The following is a 16,748-nucleotide window of genomic DNA, read 5'->3' on the forward strand; positions in this document are numbered from 1 at the left end:
CCTGTCGTCACATTCCCGTCGTCCGCCCGAGGGGCGGGCCCGGCGGCGTCCGGTGCGTGCGATCGCAAGGCGCCGAAAAGCCCTGGTAGCGGAGCTACCAGGGCTTTTCGGCAACGCCGCATGGGGTCCCCCCCTGCTCGAGCAAAGCCGAGAGCCAGGGGGAGTGCGTGCCAGACGCCGCCGGGCAGACGGGAAGGTGACGACAGGCCCTAGGACGGGTCGAGGCCGAGTTCCTCCAAGGTCTGTTCGAGCCAGCGCGCCCAGAACGTCTCCAGGTCGATGCCCGCGCGCAGCACGACGTGCTGCAGGCGGTCCTCGACGGAGTCGACGCCGGGCGGGAAGTCCCGCTTCTCGATCTCTTCGTACTCCGCCAACTGCCGCCGGTGCAGGTCGAGATGACGGCGCAGGTCGGCCTCGATGCCGTCGGTGCCGACGACGGCGGCGGCGCGCAGGCGCAGCAGCAGCGGGTCGCGCAGCGGTTTGGGGTCCTGGCTCGCGGCGGTCCAGCGGGCCAGTTCGGCGCGCCCCTCGGGCAGCACCTCATACTCCTTCTTCTGGCCGCGCGCGGGCGTCGGCGCGGGCAGGGCCCTGATGTACCCCTCGCGTTCCAGGCGGCCCAGCTCGCGGTAGATCTGCTGGTGCGTGGCCGACCAGAAGTAGCCGATCGACTTGTCGAAGCGGCGCGTCAGTTCGAGGCCCGACGACGGCTTCTCCAGGAGGGCCGTGAGGATCGCGTGCGGGAGTGACATGGCTGCACCCTATGCGGAGGCGGTCACGCGGCCGGCGGGCCCGGCCACGTGACCGCCGGTCTCACAGCGCCGCGGCCAGTTCGGTGCCCTGGCGGATGGCGCGCTTGGCGTCCAGCTCGGCGGCCACGTCGGCCCCGCCGATCAGGTGCGCCCCGCGGCCCGCGGCGAGCAGGTCGTCGTACAGACCGCGGGCCGGGTCCTGGCCGGTGCACAGGACGACCGTGTCGACGGGGATGACGGTGGAGTTGCCGTCGACGGTGACGTGCAGGCCAGCGTCGTCGATGCGGTCGTAGGTGGCGCCCGCGACCATGGTGACCCCGCGGTGGCGCAGTTCGGTGCGGTGGATCCAGCCGGTGGTCTTGCCGAGTCCGGCGCCGACCTTCGAGGTCTTGCGCTGGAGTAGGTGGACGGAGCGCGGCGGTACGGGCCTCTCGGGCTTCGCGAGGCCGCCGCGGCCCTGGTAGTCCATGTCGACACCCCACTGGCGGAAGTACGTGGCCGGGTCCTGGCTCGCCTTGTCGCCGCTGTCGGTGAGGTACTCGGCGACGTCGAAGCCGATGCCGCCCGCGCCGACGATCGCGACGCGCTCGCCGACGGGCGCGCCGTCGCGCAGGACGTCGAGGTAGCCGACGACGCTGGGGTGGTCGAGCCCCGCGATCTCGGGGGTGCGGGGGGTGACGCCGGTGGCGACGACCACCTCGTCGTACGCGTCGGGAGTGAGGTCGGCGGCGGTGACGGTGGTGTTCAACCGGACGTCCACGCCGTGCAGTTCGAGCTGCGCGCGGTAGTAGCGGAGGGTCTCGTCGAACTCCTCCTTGCCGGGGACCTTGCGGGCGACGTTCAGCTGGCCGCCGACCTCGGACGCGGCGTCGAAGAGGGTCACGGCGTGGCCGCGCTCGGCGGCGGAGACCGCGCAGGCCAGACCCGCGGGGCCCGCTCCGACGACGGCGACGCGCTTGCGCAGGCGGGTGGGCGCGAGGACGAGTTCGGTCTCGTGGCAGGCGCGCGGGTTGACGAGGCAGGAAGTGATCTTGCCGCTGAACGTGTGGTCGAGGCAGGCCTGGTTGCAGCCGATGCAGGTGTTGATGGTGTCCGAGCGCTCGGCCCGGGCCTTGGCCACGAAGTCCGGGTCGGCGAGCAGGGGTCGCGCGAGGGACACCATGTCGGCGCAGCCGTCGGCGAGCAACTCCTCGGCGATCTCCGGGGTGTTGATGCGGTTCGTGGTGACGAGCGGGATGGAGACCTCGCCCATGACCTTCTTGGTGACGAAGGTGTAAGCGCCGCGCGGCACCGACGTCGCGATGGTCGGGATGCGGGCCTCGTGCCAGCCGATGCCGGTGTTGATGATGGTGGCGCCGGCGGACTCGATCTCCTTGGCGAGCTGCACGACCTCTTCGAGGGTGGAGCCGCCGGGCACGAGGTCGATCATCGAGAGCCGGTAGATGAGGATGAAGTCCGCGCCGACGCGCTCGCGGACGCGGCGGACGATCTCGACGGGGAAGCGGATGCGGTTCTCGTACGAGCCGCCCCAGCGGTCGGTGCGCCGGTTGGTGGCGGCGACGATGAACTCGTTGATGAGGTAGCCCTCGGAGCCCATGATCTCCACGCCGTCGTAGCCCGCCCGCCGGGCGAGTTCGGCGGCGCGCGCGAAGTCCTCGACGGTCTGCTCGACCTCGGCGTCGGTGAGTTCGTGCGGCGCGAAGGGACTGATCGGCGCCTGGAGCGGGCTCGGGGCGACGAGGTCCTCGTGGTAGGCGTAGCGGCCGAAGTGGAGGATCTGCATCGCGATCTTCCCGCCCGCCGCGTGCACGGCGTCGGTGACCTGGCGGTGCTCGTCGGCCTCCGCCTCGGTGGTCAGCTTCGCGCCGCCGGCCCAGGGGCGTCCGGCCTCGTTGGGGGCGATGCCACCGGTGACCATGAGGCCGACACCGCCGCGGGCGCGCGTGGCGTAGAACTCCGCCATGCGCGCGAAGCCGTTCTCCGCCTCCTCGAGTCCCACGTGCATGGAGCCCATCAGGACCCGGTTGGGCAGCGTGGTGAATCCGAGGTCGAGCGGGGTGAGCAGGTGCGGGTATCGGCTCATGGTGGCCCTCCGTGCGCGGCGAACGTCGTCACAGTTGTAGACGACGACACCTCGCTTTTGCAACAAGTTGCATAAGAGAGCTGCGCCACGCCGCACGGCGCCGCCGCACCCCGTCAGGCAGGCGGGGCGCGGCCGGGCGGCCGGTCAGTCCGCGGCGACCTCGGCCACCCACCCGTACGGCAGCTCCTCGCCGTCGACGGTCACGGCCTCGACGGAGCGGGTGAGCGGGTCGATCTCCACCTGCACCCCCTCGCCCTCGAAGCGCGGATAGCCGGACTCCCCGGACGATCCCGTGGCCTCGACGGGCACCACGCGCAGCGGGTTGCCGTGCACGGGGTGGCCGTCCTTGTCGGCGAGTTGGGGCTTGACCAGGACTGTGTAACGGGTGGGCGCATCACTGGGGTCGCTCATGCTCAGGAGGCTAGCCCCGGGCACGGGAACGCGCCTGCCCACCGCGCGCCCCTCCCCCTCGGTTGTAGAATGCAACGAGCAGCGGGGAGAGGACAGCACGTGACAGACCGAGAGACGGCCGTCGAGACCATCCAGCGCGAGATGACGTCGTTCGCGCGGCGTGCCAGAGCGATGGCCGGACGCATGCACCCCGAGCTGTCGCTCGTCTCGTACACCCTGCTCAGCCACCTGGACGAGAAGGGCGGCTGCCGGGCGACGGACCTCGCCACGCACTACGCCCTCGACAAGTCGACGGTGAGCCGGCAGGTGTCCGCGCTGGAGCGGGCCGGGCTCGTGACGCGCCGGGTGGACCCGGACGACCACCGCGTCCAGGTCCTCCATCCGACGGAGGCGGGCGCCGACATCCTCGCCCAGGTCACCGTCAGCCGCCGTCAGGCGTTTCGGGAGCGGGTGGCGGACTGGCCCGAAGAGGATCTCGTCCGCTTCGCGGACTATCTGCTGCGCTACAACGCGCAGGTCCAGGACGACGCCTGAGCCGCCCCCGGCGTCCGGCGCGTCAGCCGGCGGCGGCGTGGTCGAACTGGGGAACCCGGGTCGCCATGAACTTCGTGGTGCGCCGCAGCCGGAAGCCCAGGGACTCGTAGAGCCTGATGGCGTTCGTGTTGCGCGCCGCCGTGTGCAGGAACGGGGTCTCGCCGCGGTCCCTGATCCCCGCCGCCACGGCCAGGACGAGGCGGGCCGCGAGCCCCTGGCCGCGATGGTCCGGGTCGGTGCAGACGGCGCTGATCTCCGTCCAGCCCGGCGGGTGAAGCCGCTCCCCCGCCATCGCCACGAGCGCGCCCTGCCTGCGGATCCCGAGGTAGGTGCCGAGTTCGACGGTGCGGGGCAGGAACGGCCCCGGCTGGGTGCGCGCGACGAGGTCCAGCATCTCGGGCACGTCGGCCGCCCCGAGCAGCACGGCCTCCGCGTCCGGCGCCGCGGCCACGCCGTCGTCGACGAGCTGCACCCCGTCCATGCTCATCGTGAGTTCCCAGCCCTCGGGCGGCGCCGTGCGCATCCCGGGCAGCGGGACGGTCTCGCCCGGCCCGGCGAGCGCCGCGAGATCCGCCCAGTCCCCGGGGCCCGGCTCGTCCGGCAGCGCGAGCCACGGCGACACGTCGAGGGGGTACCGCACGACCCGGCCCCGCCGTTCGGCGAAGTGCGCGTGCGGGCCGGTGAGGGAGGCGTACGCGGGGTTGTCGAGCGGGTGGGCGGTGGCGGCGGCCGGGACGGACATACGGCGGGCTCCCAGGAGACGGCGGTGGGTGTGCGGGCGGTGGAGCGGCCGTGCCGACCATGGCCGCCCTCTGATGAAAGCCCATGTCACCGCGGTCCCATTCCCCCATCGGAGCAATGTTCACGAGCCCGCAACGATGCGCGCGGCGCGCAGGACGTTGCCGACGCGTGATCCTTCTTGGCATGCTGGCGCGATGCCCTCCGTACCCCTGAGTGACCGCGTCGAGGAACTGCTCGCGGGCGAGCACCCGTTGCCGGTCGTGGAGGCGGGCGACCCCGTGCTCCGGTCCCCTGCGCAGACCTACGACGGTCAGCTCGCGCCCGCGCTCCTGGAACGTCTGATCGCCGCGATGCGCGCGTCGATGCACGCCGCTCCCGGCGTCGGTCTCGCCGCACCGCAGATCGGCGTCCCGCTGCGGATCGCCGTCGTCGAGGACGCGGCCGAGGTCCCCGAGGAGGTGCGGGTGGCGCGCGGCCGGGTGCCGCAGCCGTTCCGCGTCCTGGTCAACCCGTCGTACGTGCCCGTGGGGGCGCACCGCGCGGCGTTCTTCGAGGGCTGTCTGAGCGTGCCCGGCCTGCAGGCCGTGGTCTCCCGGCACCAGCGGGTGCGGCTGCGTGGGCTCGACGAGCGGGGCCGCGCCGTGGACGAGGAGTTCTCGGGGTGGCCCGCCCGGATCGTGCAGCACGAGACGGACCACCTGCACGGAACGCTCTATCTCGACCGGGCGGAGCTGCGCTCGCTGTCCACCCGGAACGCGATGGCCGAGCGCTGGACACAGCCCACGGCGGAGCTGGCCGCGGGCGCGCTCGGCTTCTCGCTTCCCTGAGGGCTCGCGCTCCCGGCGAGCCCATGCCCACTCGGAGCGCGTGCCCCCTCGGAGCCCGGCCCCGAGGACCGTGTCCCCGAGCGGCACCGTCTCCCTGAGCGGCACCGTCTCCTTGAGGACCCGTGCGTCCTCCCGTCAGCCGAGGTCGGGCATCTCGCCTTCGGTCGTGCTCAGGTCGATCACCGAGAACGCGGCGCCCTGCGGGTCCGTCACCGCCGCGAAGCGGCCGAACGGGGTGTCCATCGGGCCGTAGTGGAGCTTTCCGCCGAGCCTGGTCACCGTGGCGACCGCCGCGTCGCAGTCGTCGACCGCGAAGTAGACGTTGACGTACGACGGGACCTGCGGCGGGAAGTCCTCGGTCATCTTGAAGCGGCCGAGCTGGGGCTGTCCGTCGAGCTGCCAGACGTTGAAGTCGACGTTCTCGTCGGGCATCTTCCGGACCTCGTAAGGGAAAGCGGCCTCGAAGAACCTGTCCGTCTTCCCGGTGTCCCGCGTGGTCACCTCGGCCCAGGCGTACGAACCGGGCTCACCCACCTTCTCGAACCCGTCGTGCGTACCCGGCTGCCAGAGGCTGAAGAAGACACCGGCCGGGTCCTGGACGGTGACCATGGAGCCGAAGTCGCCGACCTCCATGGGCTCCATCATCAGGGTGCCGCCGGCCTCCTTGACGCGGGCCGCCGTGGCCTTGACGTCAGGCGTGGCCAGGTACAGGTTCCAGGCCGGCGGGATGCCCTCCATGCCCGGCATCTGCGGCGAGAGCGCGCCGACCCGCTTTCCGCCCGACTTCGCCTGCGTGTAGTTGCCGAACTCCTCCTGGCCCTCCTCGAACGTCCAGCCGAGAAGCTCGCCGTAGAAGCGCTTGGCGGCCTCCAGGTCGGGGAACATGGCGTCGGCCCAGATGGGCGCGCCCTCCGGTCGTGCGGCCATGGCGCGAACCCTTCTTCCGAGTGGTGGTGGTTCCGGGGGTGGGACGGTCCGGGCGACGGTGGTGCGATTCAGCCCGTTTCCCACCGATTCACGCTAGCCGCGCACGGGCCGCCGCGCGATACCGAACTCTGTTCGCACAAGCCTTACGGAGCCATGACGCATCGGCGCGGAGAGTCCGCGCGGCGCCGTGCGCCGCATAGCGTGGACGGCATGCGTGTACTGGTCACCGGCGGTGCCGGGTTCATCGGGTCCGCGGTCGTGGACACTCTCCGCGCACGAGGACATGAGGTCGTCGTGCTCGACATGCGGCCGCCCGGCCCGGACGAACGCCGGCCCTGGGTCGTCGCCGACGTACGCGACCCCGCCGCCGTGGAGTCGGCCCTCGCCGGCGTCGACGCGGTGTGCCATCAGGCGGCGAAGGTCGGCCTCGGCAAGGACTTCGCCGACGCGCCCGACTACGTCTCCCGCAACGACCTCGGCACGGCCGTGCTGCTCGCCGCGATGGCCTCGGCGGGGGTACGGGATCTGGTGCTCGCCGGGTCGATGGTCGTGTACGGGGAGGGGCGGTACGAGTGCGGCCGTCACGCAGTGGTGCGCCCGGGACCGCGCGCCGAGGCCGACCTGCGGGCGGGTCGCTTCGAGCCCGCGTGCCCGCACTGCGGCGAAGCGCTGAGCCCCGGTCTCGTCGGCGAGGACGCCCCCACGGACCCGCGCAACGTGTACGCGACGACGAAGCTCGCCCAGGAGCATCTGGCGTCCGCGTGGGCGCGGGCCACCGGGGGCCGCGCGGTGTCGCTGCGCTACCACAACGTGTACGGGCCGGGGATGCCGCGCGACACGCCGTACGCGGGCGTCGCGTCGTTCTTCCGGTCGGCGCTGGCCCGGGGCGAGGCCCCGCGCGTCTTCGAGGACGGCCGCCAGCGGCGGGACTTCGTGCATGTCCACGACGTGGCCGTGGCGAACGCACTCGCCCTCGAGACCATGGGCGACCGGCCCTCCGACGCGTGCGTCGCGTACAACACGGGCAGCGGGGACCCGCACACGGTGGGCGAGATGGCCCACGCGCTCGCCGCCGCCTACGGCGGGCCGATGCCCGTCGTGACGGGCGAGTACCGGCTCGGCGACGTACGGCACATCACGGCGGACCCGGCCCGGCTCAGGGCGGAGCTGGGGTGGCAGGCCGAGGTGGGGTTCGAGGAGGGGATGACGGAGTTCGCCAAGGCGGAGCTGGGGTGAGACGACTGCGCCGGCCGCCGGGACGCGTGCCCGCTACGCCCCCGCGGCCGGGAGCGTCACCTCGAAGCAGCAGCCGCCGGCCACGTTGTGCACGGCGGCGCTGCCCCGGTGGGCCTCCACGATTCCTCTGACGATGGCGAGCCCGAGACCCGCGCCCGACGGAGGTGTACGGGCGTGGCTGCCGCGCCATCCCGTGTCGAAGACGCGCGGCAGATCCTGCTCGGGGATGCCGCCGCAGCCGTCCGTGACCGTGAGGACCACACCGTCCGTGGAACCTGCCGCCGCCACGGCGACCGTGCCGTCGGCCGGCGTGCGACGGATGGCGTTCACGAGGAGGTTGCCGAGGACGCGGCTCATCTCCTTGCCGTCGACCTCGACGGGAATCTTGTCGACGCGGTCGCCGACGAGGCGCACGCCGTGTTCGCGGGCTAGCGGGTCGGCGCCCGCGAGCGCGTCGCCCACGAGATCGTGCAGGGAGATCCTGGACGGGCTCAGCACAAGGGTCCCCGCGTGGATGCGCGACAGCTCGAAGAGGTCGCCCACCATGTCGTTCATGCGCTCGACCTCGGTGCGGATCTGGCGCAGATAGCGGTCCGGGTCGGCCGCCATGCCGTCCTCCAGGGCCTCGGACATCGCGCGGAGCCCGGCGAGCGGGGTGCGCAGATCGTGCGAGATCCAGGCGACGAGCTCGCGACGCGAGGTCTCCAGGGCGCGCTCGCGGTCCCGGGAGGCGGCCAGTTTGGCGCTGGTGGCCTCCAGTTCCCTCGAGAGCGCCGCGAGTTCCGCCGTCGCCGGGACGAGGGGCGCCGCGAAGCTGCCGCCGTCGCCGAAGGAGCGGGCGGCGAGGGTGAGCGCGTTGCTGCGGGCCACGACCCAGCGGCCGAGGAGCAGCGCGGTGGCCAGTGACACGGTGGCGGCCATCGCGGCGACGGTCGTCACGACCGTCAGGTCGTGCGGGGACAGGAACATCGCCCAGGCCACGACGAGCGTTCCGGCGAGCATCGCCGTCACGGCGACGGCGGCGACGACCGTGAGCGACACCGTCAGGGAGCGGCGGCGCAGGACGAACAGGGCGAGCGCGCCCAGCAGGCCGGCACCGACGGCGCCGAGGAAGGCGTAGAGGGCGATGAGGAGCATGTCATGCACGGGGTCCGGTCCCGCCTTCCGTTGCGTGATCGGGCCGAGGAACGTCCGGTGCGCGGTCGGGGCGACCGGTGTCGCCGCGCGGGCCCGGGCCCGCGTCCAGGCGGTAACCGACTCCCCAGACCGTCTGGATGAGGCTCGGGGCCGCCGGGTCGTCCTCGATCTTGCCGCGCAGTCGGCGGACGTGAACCGTGACGGTCGACAGATCACCGAAGTCCCAGCCCCACACCTGCTGCATGAGCTCCTCGCGGGAGAAGGCGCGGCCGGGGTGACGCAGGAAGAAGGCGAGGAGGTCGAACTCCCTTATGGTCAGGGCGAGTTCGACACCACCCTTGACGGCTCGACGTGCCACGGGGTCGACGGTGAGGGCGGCGGCGCGCAGCGGCCCCGCCGGCTCGGGCGCCGTGGCCGCGCGGGCCCGGCGCAACACCGACTCGACCCGCAGAACCAGCTCGCGCGGGCTGAACGGCTTGGTCACGTAGTCGTCCGCGCCGACCTCGAGGCCGAGGATGCGCTCGTCCTCGTCGCCGCGCGCCGTCAGCATGATCACGGGGACGGGGCCGCGGGCCCGCAGTCTGCGGCACACCTCCAAGCCGTCCATGCCGGGCAGCATGAGGTCGAGGACCACCAGGTCGGGCCCGTGCGCGTCGGCTCGGTCGAGGGCGGCCGGGCCGTCGGCGGCGCGGTCGACGTCGTAGCCTGCGCGGCCCAAGTAGCCCGCGACGACCTCGGCGACGGTCGGGTCGTCGTCGACGACGAGGACACGGCCGAGCGGTGCTGTCTGCATGCCACCAGCGTCGCACCCGAGTGTCCCGGTCCGAGCCGCCGGAGGGGTCACCCGCGCGCGACGTCCGCGTTTCGTAAGGAGCGGAGGACCGAAATGTCCGGTTCGGATTCGTAGGGTGACATCGTGATCCCCCCTGACTATGCCTCTCTCCCCACCCCGGCCCCCTCGGTCGATGTCGTGCTGCCCTGCCTCGACGAGGCCGCCGCGCTGCCGTGGGTGCTGGCCCGCATCCCGGACGGCTGGCGGGCGCTCGTGGTGGACAACGGGTCCACCGACGGCTCCCCCGACGTCGCCCGTTCCCTGGGCGCGACGGTGGTGACGGAGTCCCGGCGCGGCTTCGGGGCCGCCTGCCACGCGGGTCTGCTGGCGTCCGACGCGGACATCGTCTGCTTCTGCGACTGCGACGCGTCGCTCGACCCGGGCCTGCTGACCCCGTTCGTCCGGGACGTCGTCGCGGGCCGGGCCGATCTCGTACTCGGGCGGCGCAGGCCGCAGGGCCGTGGCGCCTTCCCCCTGCACGCGCGCGCCGGGAACCTCGCGCTGGCGGGGATGCTGCGCCGGCGCACCGGGCTGCGGCTGCACGACCTGGGCCCGCTGCGCGCCGCGCGCCGCGTCTCGCTCCTCGCCCTGGACCTCGCGGACCGCCGCAGCGGCTACCCCCTCCAGATGGTCGTGCGGGCCGCCGACGCGGGCTGGCGCATCGAGGAGCGTCCGGTGCCCTACCGGCCCCGTACGGGAAAGTCGAAGGTCACCGGCACCTGGCGGGGCACCTGGCAGGCCGTACGGGACATGCGCGCGGTCCTCGCGGAGAAGCCGCTGCCGGCGCTCACGTCGCACGGACAGGCCGCGTCCCGGTGAGCGCGGCCGGATCGCCCGCGGCACGGCGGCACGGCACCACCCTCCTCGTCATCGCCAAGTCCCCGGTGCCCGGGCGGGTCAAGACGCGGCTCACGCCGCCCTTCACCCCCGAGGAGGCCGCGCGCCTGGCCGAGGCCTCGCTCGTCGACACCCTGCACGCCGCGCTCGCCACGTCCGCGCGGCGTCGCGTGCTGGTGCTCGACGGGGCGCCCGGGGCGTGGCTGCCGGACGGGATCGACGTGGTCGCGCAGTGCGCCGGCGGACTGGACGAGCGGCTCGCGGCGGCGTTCGCCGGGTGCGACGGGCCCGCCGTCCTGATCGGGATGGACACGCCTCAGGTGACGCCCGCGCTGCTCGCTCCCGCGCTCGGGCCCGACGCCTGGCGGGACTGCGACGCATGGTTCGGGCCCGCCGACGACGGCGGGTTCTGGGCGCTCGGGCTCGCCCAGCCCGACCCGGAGCTGCTGCGGGGTGTGCCGATGTCGACGGCGCACACCGGTGCGGCCCAGCGGACCCGCCTCACGGATGCGGGGCTGCGCGTACGGGACCTGCCGGTCCTGCGGGACGTCGACACGGCCCGCGACGCCGCCCTGGTGGCGGCCGCCGCGCCGGACGGCCGGTTCGCCGCCGAGCACGCGCGGCTGACGCGGGTGGTCCGCTCATGACCACGGCGCGCGAGGCGGCACCGGCCTGGTGTACGGACCCCTACGCCGACGCCGTGCGCAACGAGCGCGGTCCTCTCTTCCTGCGGAGGGCCGACGGGTGGCTGCTGCCGCTCGAGGTGGAGCGCTGGTGCGCGGTCGCCGACGCCGCCGACCTGTCGGCGCTGCGGCGCTGCGAGGGCGCCGTCCTCGACATCGGCTGCGGTCCGGGCAGGCTGGTCGCCGCACTCGCCTCGGACGGTCACCGCGCGCTCGGCGTCGACGTGAGCGAGGCCGCGGTCGCGCGGACGGTGCGCCTCGGTGGCGCCGCGTTGCAGCGGTCCGTGTTCGACCCGCTGCCCGGCGAGGGCCGTTGGGGGACGGCACTCCTCCTCGACGGCAACATCGGGATCGGCGGCGACCCTGCGACCCTGCTGTCCCGTGTCGCCGAACTCACCGCTTCCGGCGGTCTGCTGATCGCCGAGACGGCTCAGCACGACGTGGACGAGCGGGTGGAGGTGCGCGTGGACGACGGGCAGGGCGCCGCGGGCTCGCTCTTCCCGTGGGCCCGGGTAGGCACGCGCGCGCTGCTGCGGTACGCGCGCCCGCTCGGCTGGCTGCCGGCCGCTCAGTGGTCCGAGGGCGGGCGCTCCTTCGTCTCCTTGCGCCGCTGACGCTCCCGTTCGCGCTCCCGCGCCCGCTCTTCCCGGCGCGCCCTGCGTGCCCGCCTCCAGGGCGACGCGGGAGCGAGGAACGTGACGGCCACGAACCACAGGGCCGACGCGGCGAACAGCGCGGCCGTCAGCAGGAGCCAGCGCGGCAGGAACGCGTCCCCCGAATGTCCCGTCACGAGGGCGTAGTGGTCCTCTCGCGCCCGCGTGATCAGCGGGAACCACACCAGGAGCAGCAGGCCCGACAGGAACGCGGGGACGCGTACGTACGTCATCGTCGTGCGGCTCCGGGCGCCGAGCGCCTTCTGCGCCGCGACGTCCGCGAGCGAGTACACCGGCACGAGCAGCAGGTCGTGGACGAGGGCCGCGCCGACGAACCAGGCCGCCACGGCCCACGGATCGTTGGCGAGCAGCCGCACGCCCGCGTATCCGGCGAGGGCGAACGAGGCCGCCAGGAGCGGGAGTTGGAGGGGGCTCTCGCCGTACCAACGGCTCAGGACTCGGTTGTTCACAGCGCTCCGAACGTCATGCGGGCGACCCACTTGGTGTTCAGGACGCCCGGCGCCGCGGGGACGATGACACGGGCCGGGTAGCCGTGGTCGAGGGTGAGGTCGGCTCCGTTGACGCGCAGGGCGAGCAGGGAGCGCGGGTCGCGTACCTGGTTGTGCCGCAGGGCGGCCTTCCGGAACGCGCCGTGCTGTTGCAGCGATTCGACGAACACGTCGGTGTCGCCGTCGGTCCCGGCGAGGACGGCGAGGTCGCGCAGCCGCACGCCGCTCCACTGCTGGTCGTCCGTGGACCAGCCTTCGACACAGGCGATGGGCAACGCGCTGGTGTGCTGCGGCAGTAGGAGAAGGTCGTCGCGGGTGAGCCGGTGGACGGTGCCTCTGGGGCCGGTGACGACGAGCCGCCACGGCTCGCCCGTGTCGGCGGTACGGATGCCGGCCACGGCGGCGGTCTTGTTGATCTGGAAGCGGCCGGGGCCGGTGCCCGGGTCGGCCCCGCCGTGCGGCGCGAACAGAGCGGTGCGGCGCCACACCCCGCCGATGCTCTGGCCGGCCGTCGTGACGAGCAGCAGGAGCGAGCCCGCGCCCACCATGGCGAGAGCCCCGCGCCGCGAGACCGTGGGCTCGGCGGGTTTCGCCGGCACCAGGTCACCGGTCTCGGGCAGACCCGCCCTGCGCTCGCGCTGCACGCGCAGCGCCTGCGGTACGCGCAGTACCGCGTGGACGATGAACGCGCTGATGAACACCCAGGCGCCGTAGAAGTGCAGCGGATAGAAGGAGCCGGGGAACAGGTAGTCCAGCTGCACGTTGAGGATGCCGGTCAGGAACTCGAAGAGCGCGCCGCCCACGAGCAGGAGCAGGGACAGCCGTTCCAGCGCGTGTCCGATGGAGCGCGCGGGTGGCAGCGTGAACAGTTTGGGCACGACCGACCACAGCTTGGCGAGGAGCACCGGCACGAGCGCGACGCCCAGGGTGACGTGCAGCCCCTGGGTGAGGCGGTACAGCCAGTGCGGGTCCGTCGGCCAGGAGAACAGATAGAAGCCGAGCAGGCCCTTGCCCGGTGTCTTGTCGTTGACCGCCGCGAGGTCCGGGTTGTAGGCGGCGTACGAAAGGAGGCCGGTCACGAAGAGCAGGGTCATGCCGACGAGCAGGACCAGACCGAGGACCGCGGTGAAGCGTGGGCCGCGCAGGGGACTGCGCCACGGATCGGGGAGAGTGCGGGGGAGGACGCCCATGTGGTTCCTTCAGGCTGTGCGCGGCGGGGGCCCGCCGACCTGTTCCGACCGTATTGCGCACAGCCCGCCGATCGGCGCAGGAAGATCTGACGGTTCGGTGACGCGACCTCGCGGTGCCACCATATGGGCGGTTCGGGCGCCTAGCGTTCCGGGTGTGAAGCTCGAAGCTCCCCCCGAAGCCCCCCGCTCCGCGCCACCCTCCACCGGGACGCGCCGTGACCTGCTCGCCGCCGCTGCCGCCGCGGCCCTGGTCGCGGCGGCCGCGCTCGTGGGCCGGTACATCGAGGACCACTACGGCACCCTGTACGTCGACTGGGCCCCTCTGTACGCCCATTGGGAACCCCACGTGGGCCCGGGCACCCCGGCGGCGATCGCCGTCGCCGTACTGGTCGTCACGTACGGGCCCGTGGTGGCGGCCCGGTTGCCGTGGCGGCTGCTGCTGCCCGCCGTGTGGACCGCGTCGGCGGCCTGGACCTTCTCGCTCGCCCTCGTCGACGGCTGGCAGCGGGGCATCGCCGGGCGCCTCACCACGTCGTACGAGTATCTGCGGGTCATCGACCGGTTCGACGACGTCGGCGCGACGCTGCGGGACTTCACGCGGCACATCCTGCTGGACTCCCCCGGTCACTGGCCGCCCCATGTCGCGGGGCATCCGCCCGCGGCGACCCTGACCTTCGTGGGCCTGGACCGGATCGGGCTCGGCGGGGGCGCGTGGGCCGGGGTGTGGTGCATCACGGTGGGGTGCACGGCGGCACTCGCCGTCCTCGTCACGGTGCGCGCGCTCGCGGGCGAGCGGACCGCTCGTCGCGCGGCGCCCTTCCTGGCGCTCGCGCCGGCCGCGGTCTGGACGGGCACGTCGGCGGACGGCTACTTCGCGGCGGTCGCCGCCTGGTCGGTGGCGCTGCTCGCGGTGGCGGCCACGCGCGGCAGCCGCTGGGCGGCCCTCGGCGGCGGACTGCTGTTCGGTCTCACCTGCTATCTGTCGTACGGGCTGACGCTGATGGTCCTCGTCGCGGCGGCCGCGCTGCTCGCGGCGCGGACACCGCGGCCGCTGCCGCTGTTCGTCGTGGGGGCGGCCGTGGTGCCCGTCGCGTTCACCGTCGTCGGGTTCAACTGGTGGGAGGCCTACAACCTGCTGACGGTGCGCTACTACCAGGGCGCGGGCGGGGTCCGGCCGTACGGCTACTGGGTGTGGGCCAACCTCGCGTGCACCGTGCTGATCGTCGGGCTTGCCACGGCGGCGGGGCTGCGCCGGGTTCCGGGACGTGCTCTGCGCGCGCGTGCGGAGCCGGAGGGGCGGCTCGCGCTGGTCGTCCTCGGCGCGGCGCTCGCCCTCCTGGCCGCCGATCTGTCGGGCATGAGCAAGGCGGAGACGGAACGCATCTGGCTCCCGTTCGGCGTCTGGCTCATCGCGGCCACCGCACTGCTGCCCGCACGGTGGAGCCGCGGGTGGCTGACCGCCCAGGCCGTACTCGCCCTGCTGGTCAACCACCTGCTGGTCACGGGGTGGTGAACTCCACCGGCTGCGGCTTCTCCTCGCGGGCGGCGGGCCGGTTCCGCAGCAGCTGCCGCAGCCGCTCCGCCGGGTGCGGCAGGACGACGAACGCCTCGGCCTGGAGACAGGCCCAGCTGATCCTCGGCAGGTCACGCACCGTGGGGTAGACGACGAAGCGCGGCTCCCACTCGGGCTGGAACTTCGCGTTGAAGCGGTACAGGGACTCGATCTGGAACCAGCGCGACAGGAACACGAGCAGCCCCCGCCACACCCGCAGCACCGGGCCCGCGCCGAGCCGCTCCCCGCGCGCGAGAGCGGCCCGGAACACCGCGAAGTTGAGCGACATGCGGCGCACTCCGAGCCCGGGGGCGCCGCGCAGGGCGGCCACGATGAGGAGTTCGTTCAGGCCGGGCTCGGCCGTTCGGTCGCGGCGCATCAGGTCGAGAGAGAGACCGTCCTCGCCCCAGGGCACGAAGTGGAGCAGGGCGCGCACCCGGTCGTTGCCCGCCTCGTCCTCCTGGTGGGCGGTGACGACGACGCAGTCCCCGTCGTCGGGGTCGCCGAACCGGCCGAGCGCCATGGAGAACCCGCGTTCGGTGGCGCTGCCCCGCCACGCGGCGGCGGCCTCGCGCAGCCGCTTCTTCTCCTCGTCGGGCAGATCGCGTACGTGCCGCATGCGGCAGGTGTAGCCGGCGCGTTCGATGCGGTTGACCATCTGCCGGACGTTGCGCATGGTGCGCCCCGAGAGGCTGAAGGCCCGGCAGTCGACGATGGCCTCGTCGCCCAGTTCCAGGGCCCTGAGGCCGCCTTCGCGGACCCAGACCTGTCCGCCGAGTTCGCTGCACCCCATGACGGCGGGGGTCCAGGCGTGCAGGGCACACTCCCGCAGGAACTCCTTGATGGCGCCCGGCCAGGCCTCGTGGTCGCCGATGGGGTCGCCGCCCGCCAGGGCGACGCCGGACACCACGCGGTAGGCGACGGCGGCCTTGCCGGAGGGCGAGAAGAGGACGCTCTTGTCGCCACGCAGCGCGAAGTAGCCGAGCGAGTCGCGCCGCCCCTCGTCGGCCAGCAGGGCGCGCAGCCGTGCGTCGCTGTCGGCGGGGCGCAGGGTCACGGGCCGCAGGGCGAGATAGGCGCTGGTGGCGGCGGTGACCACACCGAGCGCCAGCAGCGAGAAGTACACGATGTCGCCGGCCCTCTCGCTCCGGTACGCGATGGGGCCTGACGCACCGATCAGGCCGTAGCCGACCTCCTGGACCCGGTCGGTGAAGGTGATGGCGTGGCCCGCCTCCTGGTTCGCCCGCACACCGACGACGAGCAGGCCGAGTCCGAAGCTGCTGCCGCCAAGGACGACGAGGTTCCACAGGGCGCGCGTTCTGCCACGCGGGTCGCCGAGCGCGTAGAACTCCTCGCGGTAGGCGACGAGCGCGACGCACAGCACGACCGAGACGGTCGCAGGGATCAGGGCGTGATGGCGCACGCCCTGGACGAGCGCGCTGACCGCGAGGAGCCCCACGGCCGCCTCCCAGGCACGCCGCTTACGGCGGCGCAGGCCTCTGGCGAGCATCACGAGCAGCAGCCCCGCGGCGAGCGCGGCGGCACGGGCCACCTCCTCGGCAAGTCCCGGCACGTAGGGCGCGATGCGCTCTATGCGGTGCTCCTGCATGTGCGGGGAGATCGCCGACGCGATGTCCAGAATTCCGATGATCAGGCACGTGTGACCTGCCACGGCGGCGGGGCGTTGTTTCACAGTGACTGAGCGTAGGAGCGCTCCACCTCGCTGGAGTAAGAGCGACACAGGAGCACGGTAAGAACGCGGTGACCGGCAAACCTTCCCCGGCCATCGCACCTCTTTCCCGGTGAAAACTGCCGAACAGCGCAGATGACGGCTGAAAGTTGAGGAC

17 protein-coding genes are annotated in these 16,748 nt (G+C 73.2%); 7 read left to right on the forward strand and 10 right to left on the reverse strand.

Annotation, left to right across the window (positions count from 1 at the left end):
• Nucleotides 1–209: 209 nt before the first annotated feature.
• From ACFC96_RS45000 to ACFC96_RS45010, 3 genes are all read right to left on the reverse strand, one after another.
• On the reverse strand, nucleotides 210–749 hold the full coding sequence (locus ACFC96_RS45000; RefSeq protein WP_340460726.1) for a PadR family transcriptional regulator: 540 nt from the start codon (nucleotides 747–749) through the stop codon (nucleotides 210–212).
• Between the two features lie 61 nt (nucleotides 750–810).
• Nucleotides 811–2,832, reverse strand: coding sequence for an FAD-dependent oxidoreductase (locus tag ACFC96_RS45005; RefSeq protein ID WP_376252631.1), 2,022 nt, complete (start codon nucleotides 2,830–2,832; stop codon nucleotides 811–813).
• A gap of 144 nt (nucleotides 2,833–2,976) precedes the next feature.
• Nucleotides 2,977–3,243: a hypothetical protein gene (locus ACFC96_RS45010; protein ID WP_376252629.1), complete on the reverse strand. Its 267-nt coding sequence runs from the start codon at nucleotides 3,241–3,243 to the stop codon at nucleotides 2,977–2,979.
• Nucleotides 3,244–3,312: 69 nt separating this feature from the next.
• Here ACFC96_RS45010 and ACFC96_RS45015 point away from each other — a divergent pair, with 69 nt between their 5' ends.
• Entirely contained in the window at nucleotides 3,313–3,777 is a 465-nt protein-coding gene (locus tag ACFC96_RS45015; protein ID WP_376618497.1) for a MarR family winged helix-turn-helix transcriptional regulator, read from the forward strand.
• Nucleotides 3,778–3,799: 22 nt separating this feature from the next.
• Here the strand turns inward: ACFC96_RS45015 and ACFC96_RS45020 are convergent, their stop codons facing one another.
• Nucleotides 3,800–4,519 (reverse strand): GNAT family N-acetyltransferase, encoded by a 720-nt coding sequence (locus ACFC96_RS45020; RefSeq protein WP_376618499.1) that lies wholly within the window; start codon nucleotides 4,517–4,519, stop codon nucleotides 3,800–3,802.
• Between the two features lie 193 nt (nucleotides 4,520–4,712).
• Here ACFC96_RS45020 and def point away from each other — a divergent pair, with 193 nt between their 5' ends.
• Nucleotides 4,713–5,345 (forward strand): peptide deformylase, encoded by a 633-nt coding sequence (gene def / locus ACFC96_RS45025; protein ID WP_376252621.1) that lies wholly within the window; start codon nucleotides 4,713–4,715, stop codon nucleotides 5,343–5,345.
• A gap of 135 nt (nucleotides 5,346–5,480) precedes the next feature.
• Here def and ACFC96_RS45030 read toward each other — a convergent pair whose 3' ends face one another.
• A complete protein-coding gene (locus ACFC96_RS45030) occupies nucleotides 5,481–6,272 on the reverse strand; it encodes a VOC family protein (RefSeq protein WP_376618501.1) in 792 nt (263 codons plus the stop codon).
• A 210-nt stretch (nucleotides 6,273–6,482) separates the two neighbouring features.
• On the opposite strand from ACFC96_RS45030, the gene ACFC96_RS45035 reads away from it, so the two are divergent.
• Entirely contained in the window at nucleotides 6,483–7,508 is a 1,026-nt protein-coding gene (locus tag ACFC96_RS45035) for an NAD-dependent epimerase/dehydratase family protein (protein ID WP_376618503.1), read from the forward strand.
• Nucleotides 7,509–7,541: 33 nt separating this feature from the next.
• Here the strand turns inward: ACFC96_RS45035 and ACFC96_RS45040 are convergent, their stop codons facing one another.
• Together ACFC96_RS45040 and ACFC96_RS45045 are read right to left on the reverse strand one after the other, a co-directional pair.
• On the reverse strand, nucleotides 7,542–8,654 hold the full coding sequence (locus tag ACFC96_RS45040; protein ID WP_376252612.1) for a sensor histidine kinase: 1,113 nt from the start codon (nucleotides 8,652–8,654) through the stop codon (nucleotides 7,542–7,544).
• Nucleotides 8,647–9,438: a response regulator transcription factor gene (locus ACFC96_RS45045; RefSeq protein ID WP_376618505.1), complete on the reverse strand. Its 792-nt coding sequence runs from the start codon at nucleotides 9,436–9,438 to the stop codon at nucleotides 8,647–8,649. The genes ACFC96_RS45040 and ACFC96_RS45045 overlap by 8 nt, the downstream gene beginning before the upstream one ends.
• A 123-nt stretch (nucleotides 9,439–9,561) precedes the next feature.
• Between ACFC96_RS45045 and ACFC96_RS45050 the strand changes: the two genes are divergently transcribed.
• From ACFC96_RS45050 to ACFC96_RS45060, 3 genes are read left to right on the forward strand one after another with little or no spacing between them, the layout of a single operon-like run.
• Nucleotides 9,562–10,296 carry a glycosyltransferase family 2 protein gene (locus tag ACFC96_RS45050; protein ID WP_376618507.1) on the forward strand — a complete coding sequence of 245 codons (735 nt, stop codon included), beginning with the start codon at nucleotides 9,562–9,564 and terminating at the stop codon, nucleotides 10,294–10,296.
• Nucleotides 10,293–10,961 carry a DUF2064 domain-containing protein gene (locus ACFC96_RS45055; protein WP_376618509.1) on the forward strand — a complete coding sequence of 223 codons (669 nt, stop codon included), beginning with the start codon at nucleotides 10,293–10,295 and terminating at the stop codon, nucleotides 10,959–10,961. Before ACFC96_RS45050 ends, ACFC96_RS45055 begins: the two co-directional genes overlap by 4 nt.
• Nucleotides 10,958–11,611 (forward strand): class I SAM-dependent methyltransferase, encoded by a 654-nt coding sequence (locus ACFC96_RS45060; protein ID WP_376618511.1) that lies wholly within the window; start codon nucleotides 10,958–10,960, stop codon nucleotides 11,609–11,611. The genes ACFC96_RS45055 and ACFC96_RS45060 overlap by 4 nt, the downstream gene beginning before the upstream one ends.
• On the opposite strand, the gene ACFC96_RS45065 is transcribed toward ACFC96_RS45060, so the two are convergent.
• Together ACFC96_RS45065 and ACFC96_RS45070 are read right to left on the reverse strand one after the other, a co-directional pair.
• Complete coding sequence (locus ACFC96_RS45065; RefSeq protein ID WP_376618512.1) at nucleotides 11,566–12,120, reverse strand: hypothetical protein; 555 nt, start codon at nucleotides 12,118–12,120, stop codon at nucleotides 11,566–11,568. The genes ACFC96_RS45060 and ACFC96_RS45065 overlap by 46 nt on opposite strands.
• Nucleotides 12,117–13,349 carry a molybdopterin-dependent oxidoreductase gene (locus ACFC96_RS45070; protein WP_376618514.1) on the reverse strand — a complete coding sequence of 411 codons (1,233 nt, stop codon included), beginning with the start codon at nucleotides 13,347–13,349 and terminating at the stop codon, nucleotides 12,117–12,119. The genes ACFC96_RS45065 and ACFC96_RS45070 overlap by 4 nt, the downstream gene beginning before the upstream one ends.
• A 154-nt stretch (nucleotides 13,350–13,503) precedes the next feature.
• Between ACFC96_RS45070 and ACFC96_RS45075 the strand changes: the two genes are divergently transcribed.
• Entirely contained in the window at nucleotides 13,504–14,862 is a 1,359-nt protein-coding gene (locus tag ACFC96_RS45075) for a hypothetical protein (protein ID WP_376618516.1), read from the forward strand.
• Here the strand turns inward: ACFC96_RS45075 and ACFC96_RS45080 are convergent.
• Complete coding sequence (locus ACFC96_RS45080; RefSeq protein WP_376618518.1) at nucleotides 14,849–16,594, reverse strand: phosphatidylglycerol lysyltransferase domain-containing protein; 1,746 nt, start codon at nucleotides 16,592–16,594, stop codon at nucleotides 14,849–14,851. The two genes, ACFC96_RS45075 and ACFC96_RS45080, sit on opposite strands and share 14 nt — an antisense overlap.
• Nucleotides 16,595–16,748: the final 154 nt, after the last annotated feature.

The organism is Streptomyces sp. NPDC055955 (genome assembly GCF_042270245.1).
GTDB lineage: Bacteria > Actinomycetota > Actinomycetes > Streptomycetales > Streptomycetaceae > Streptomyces.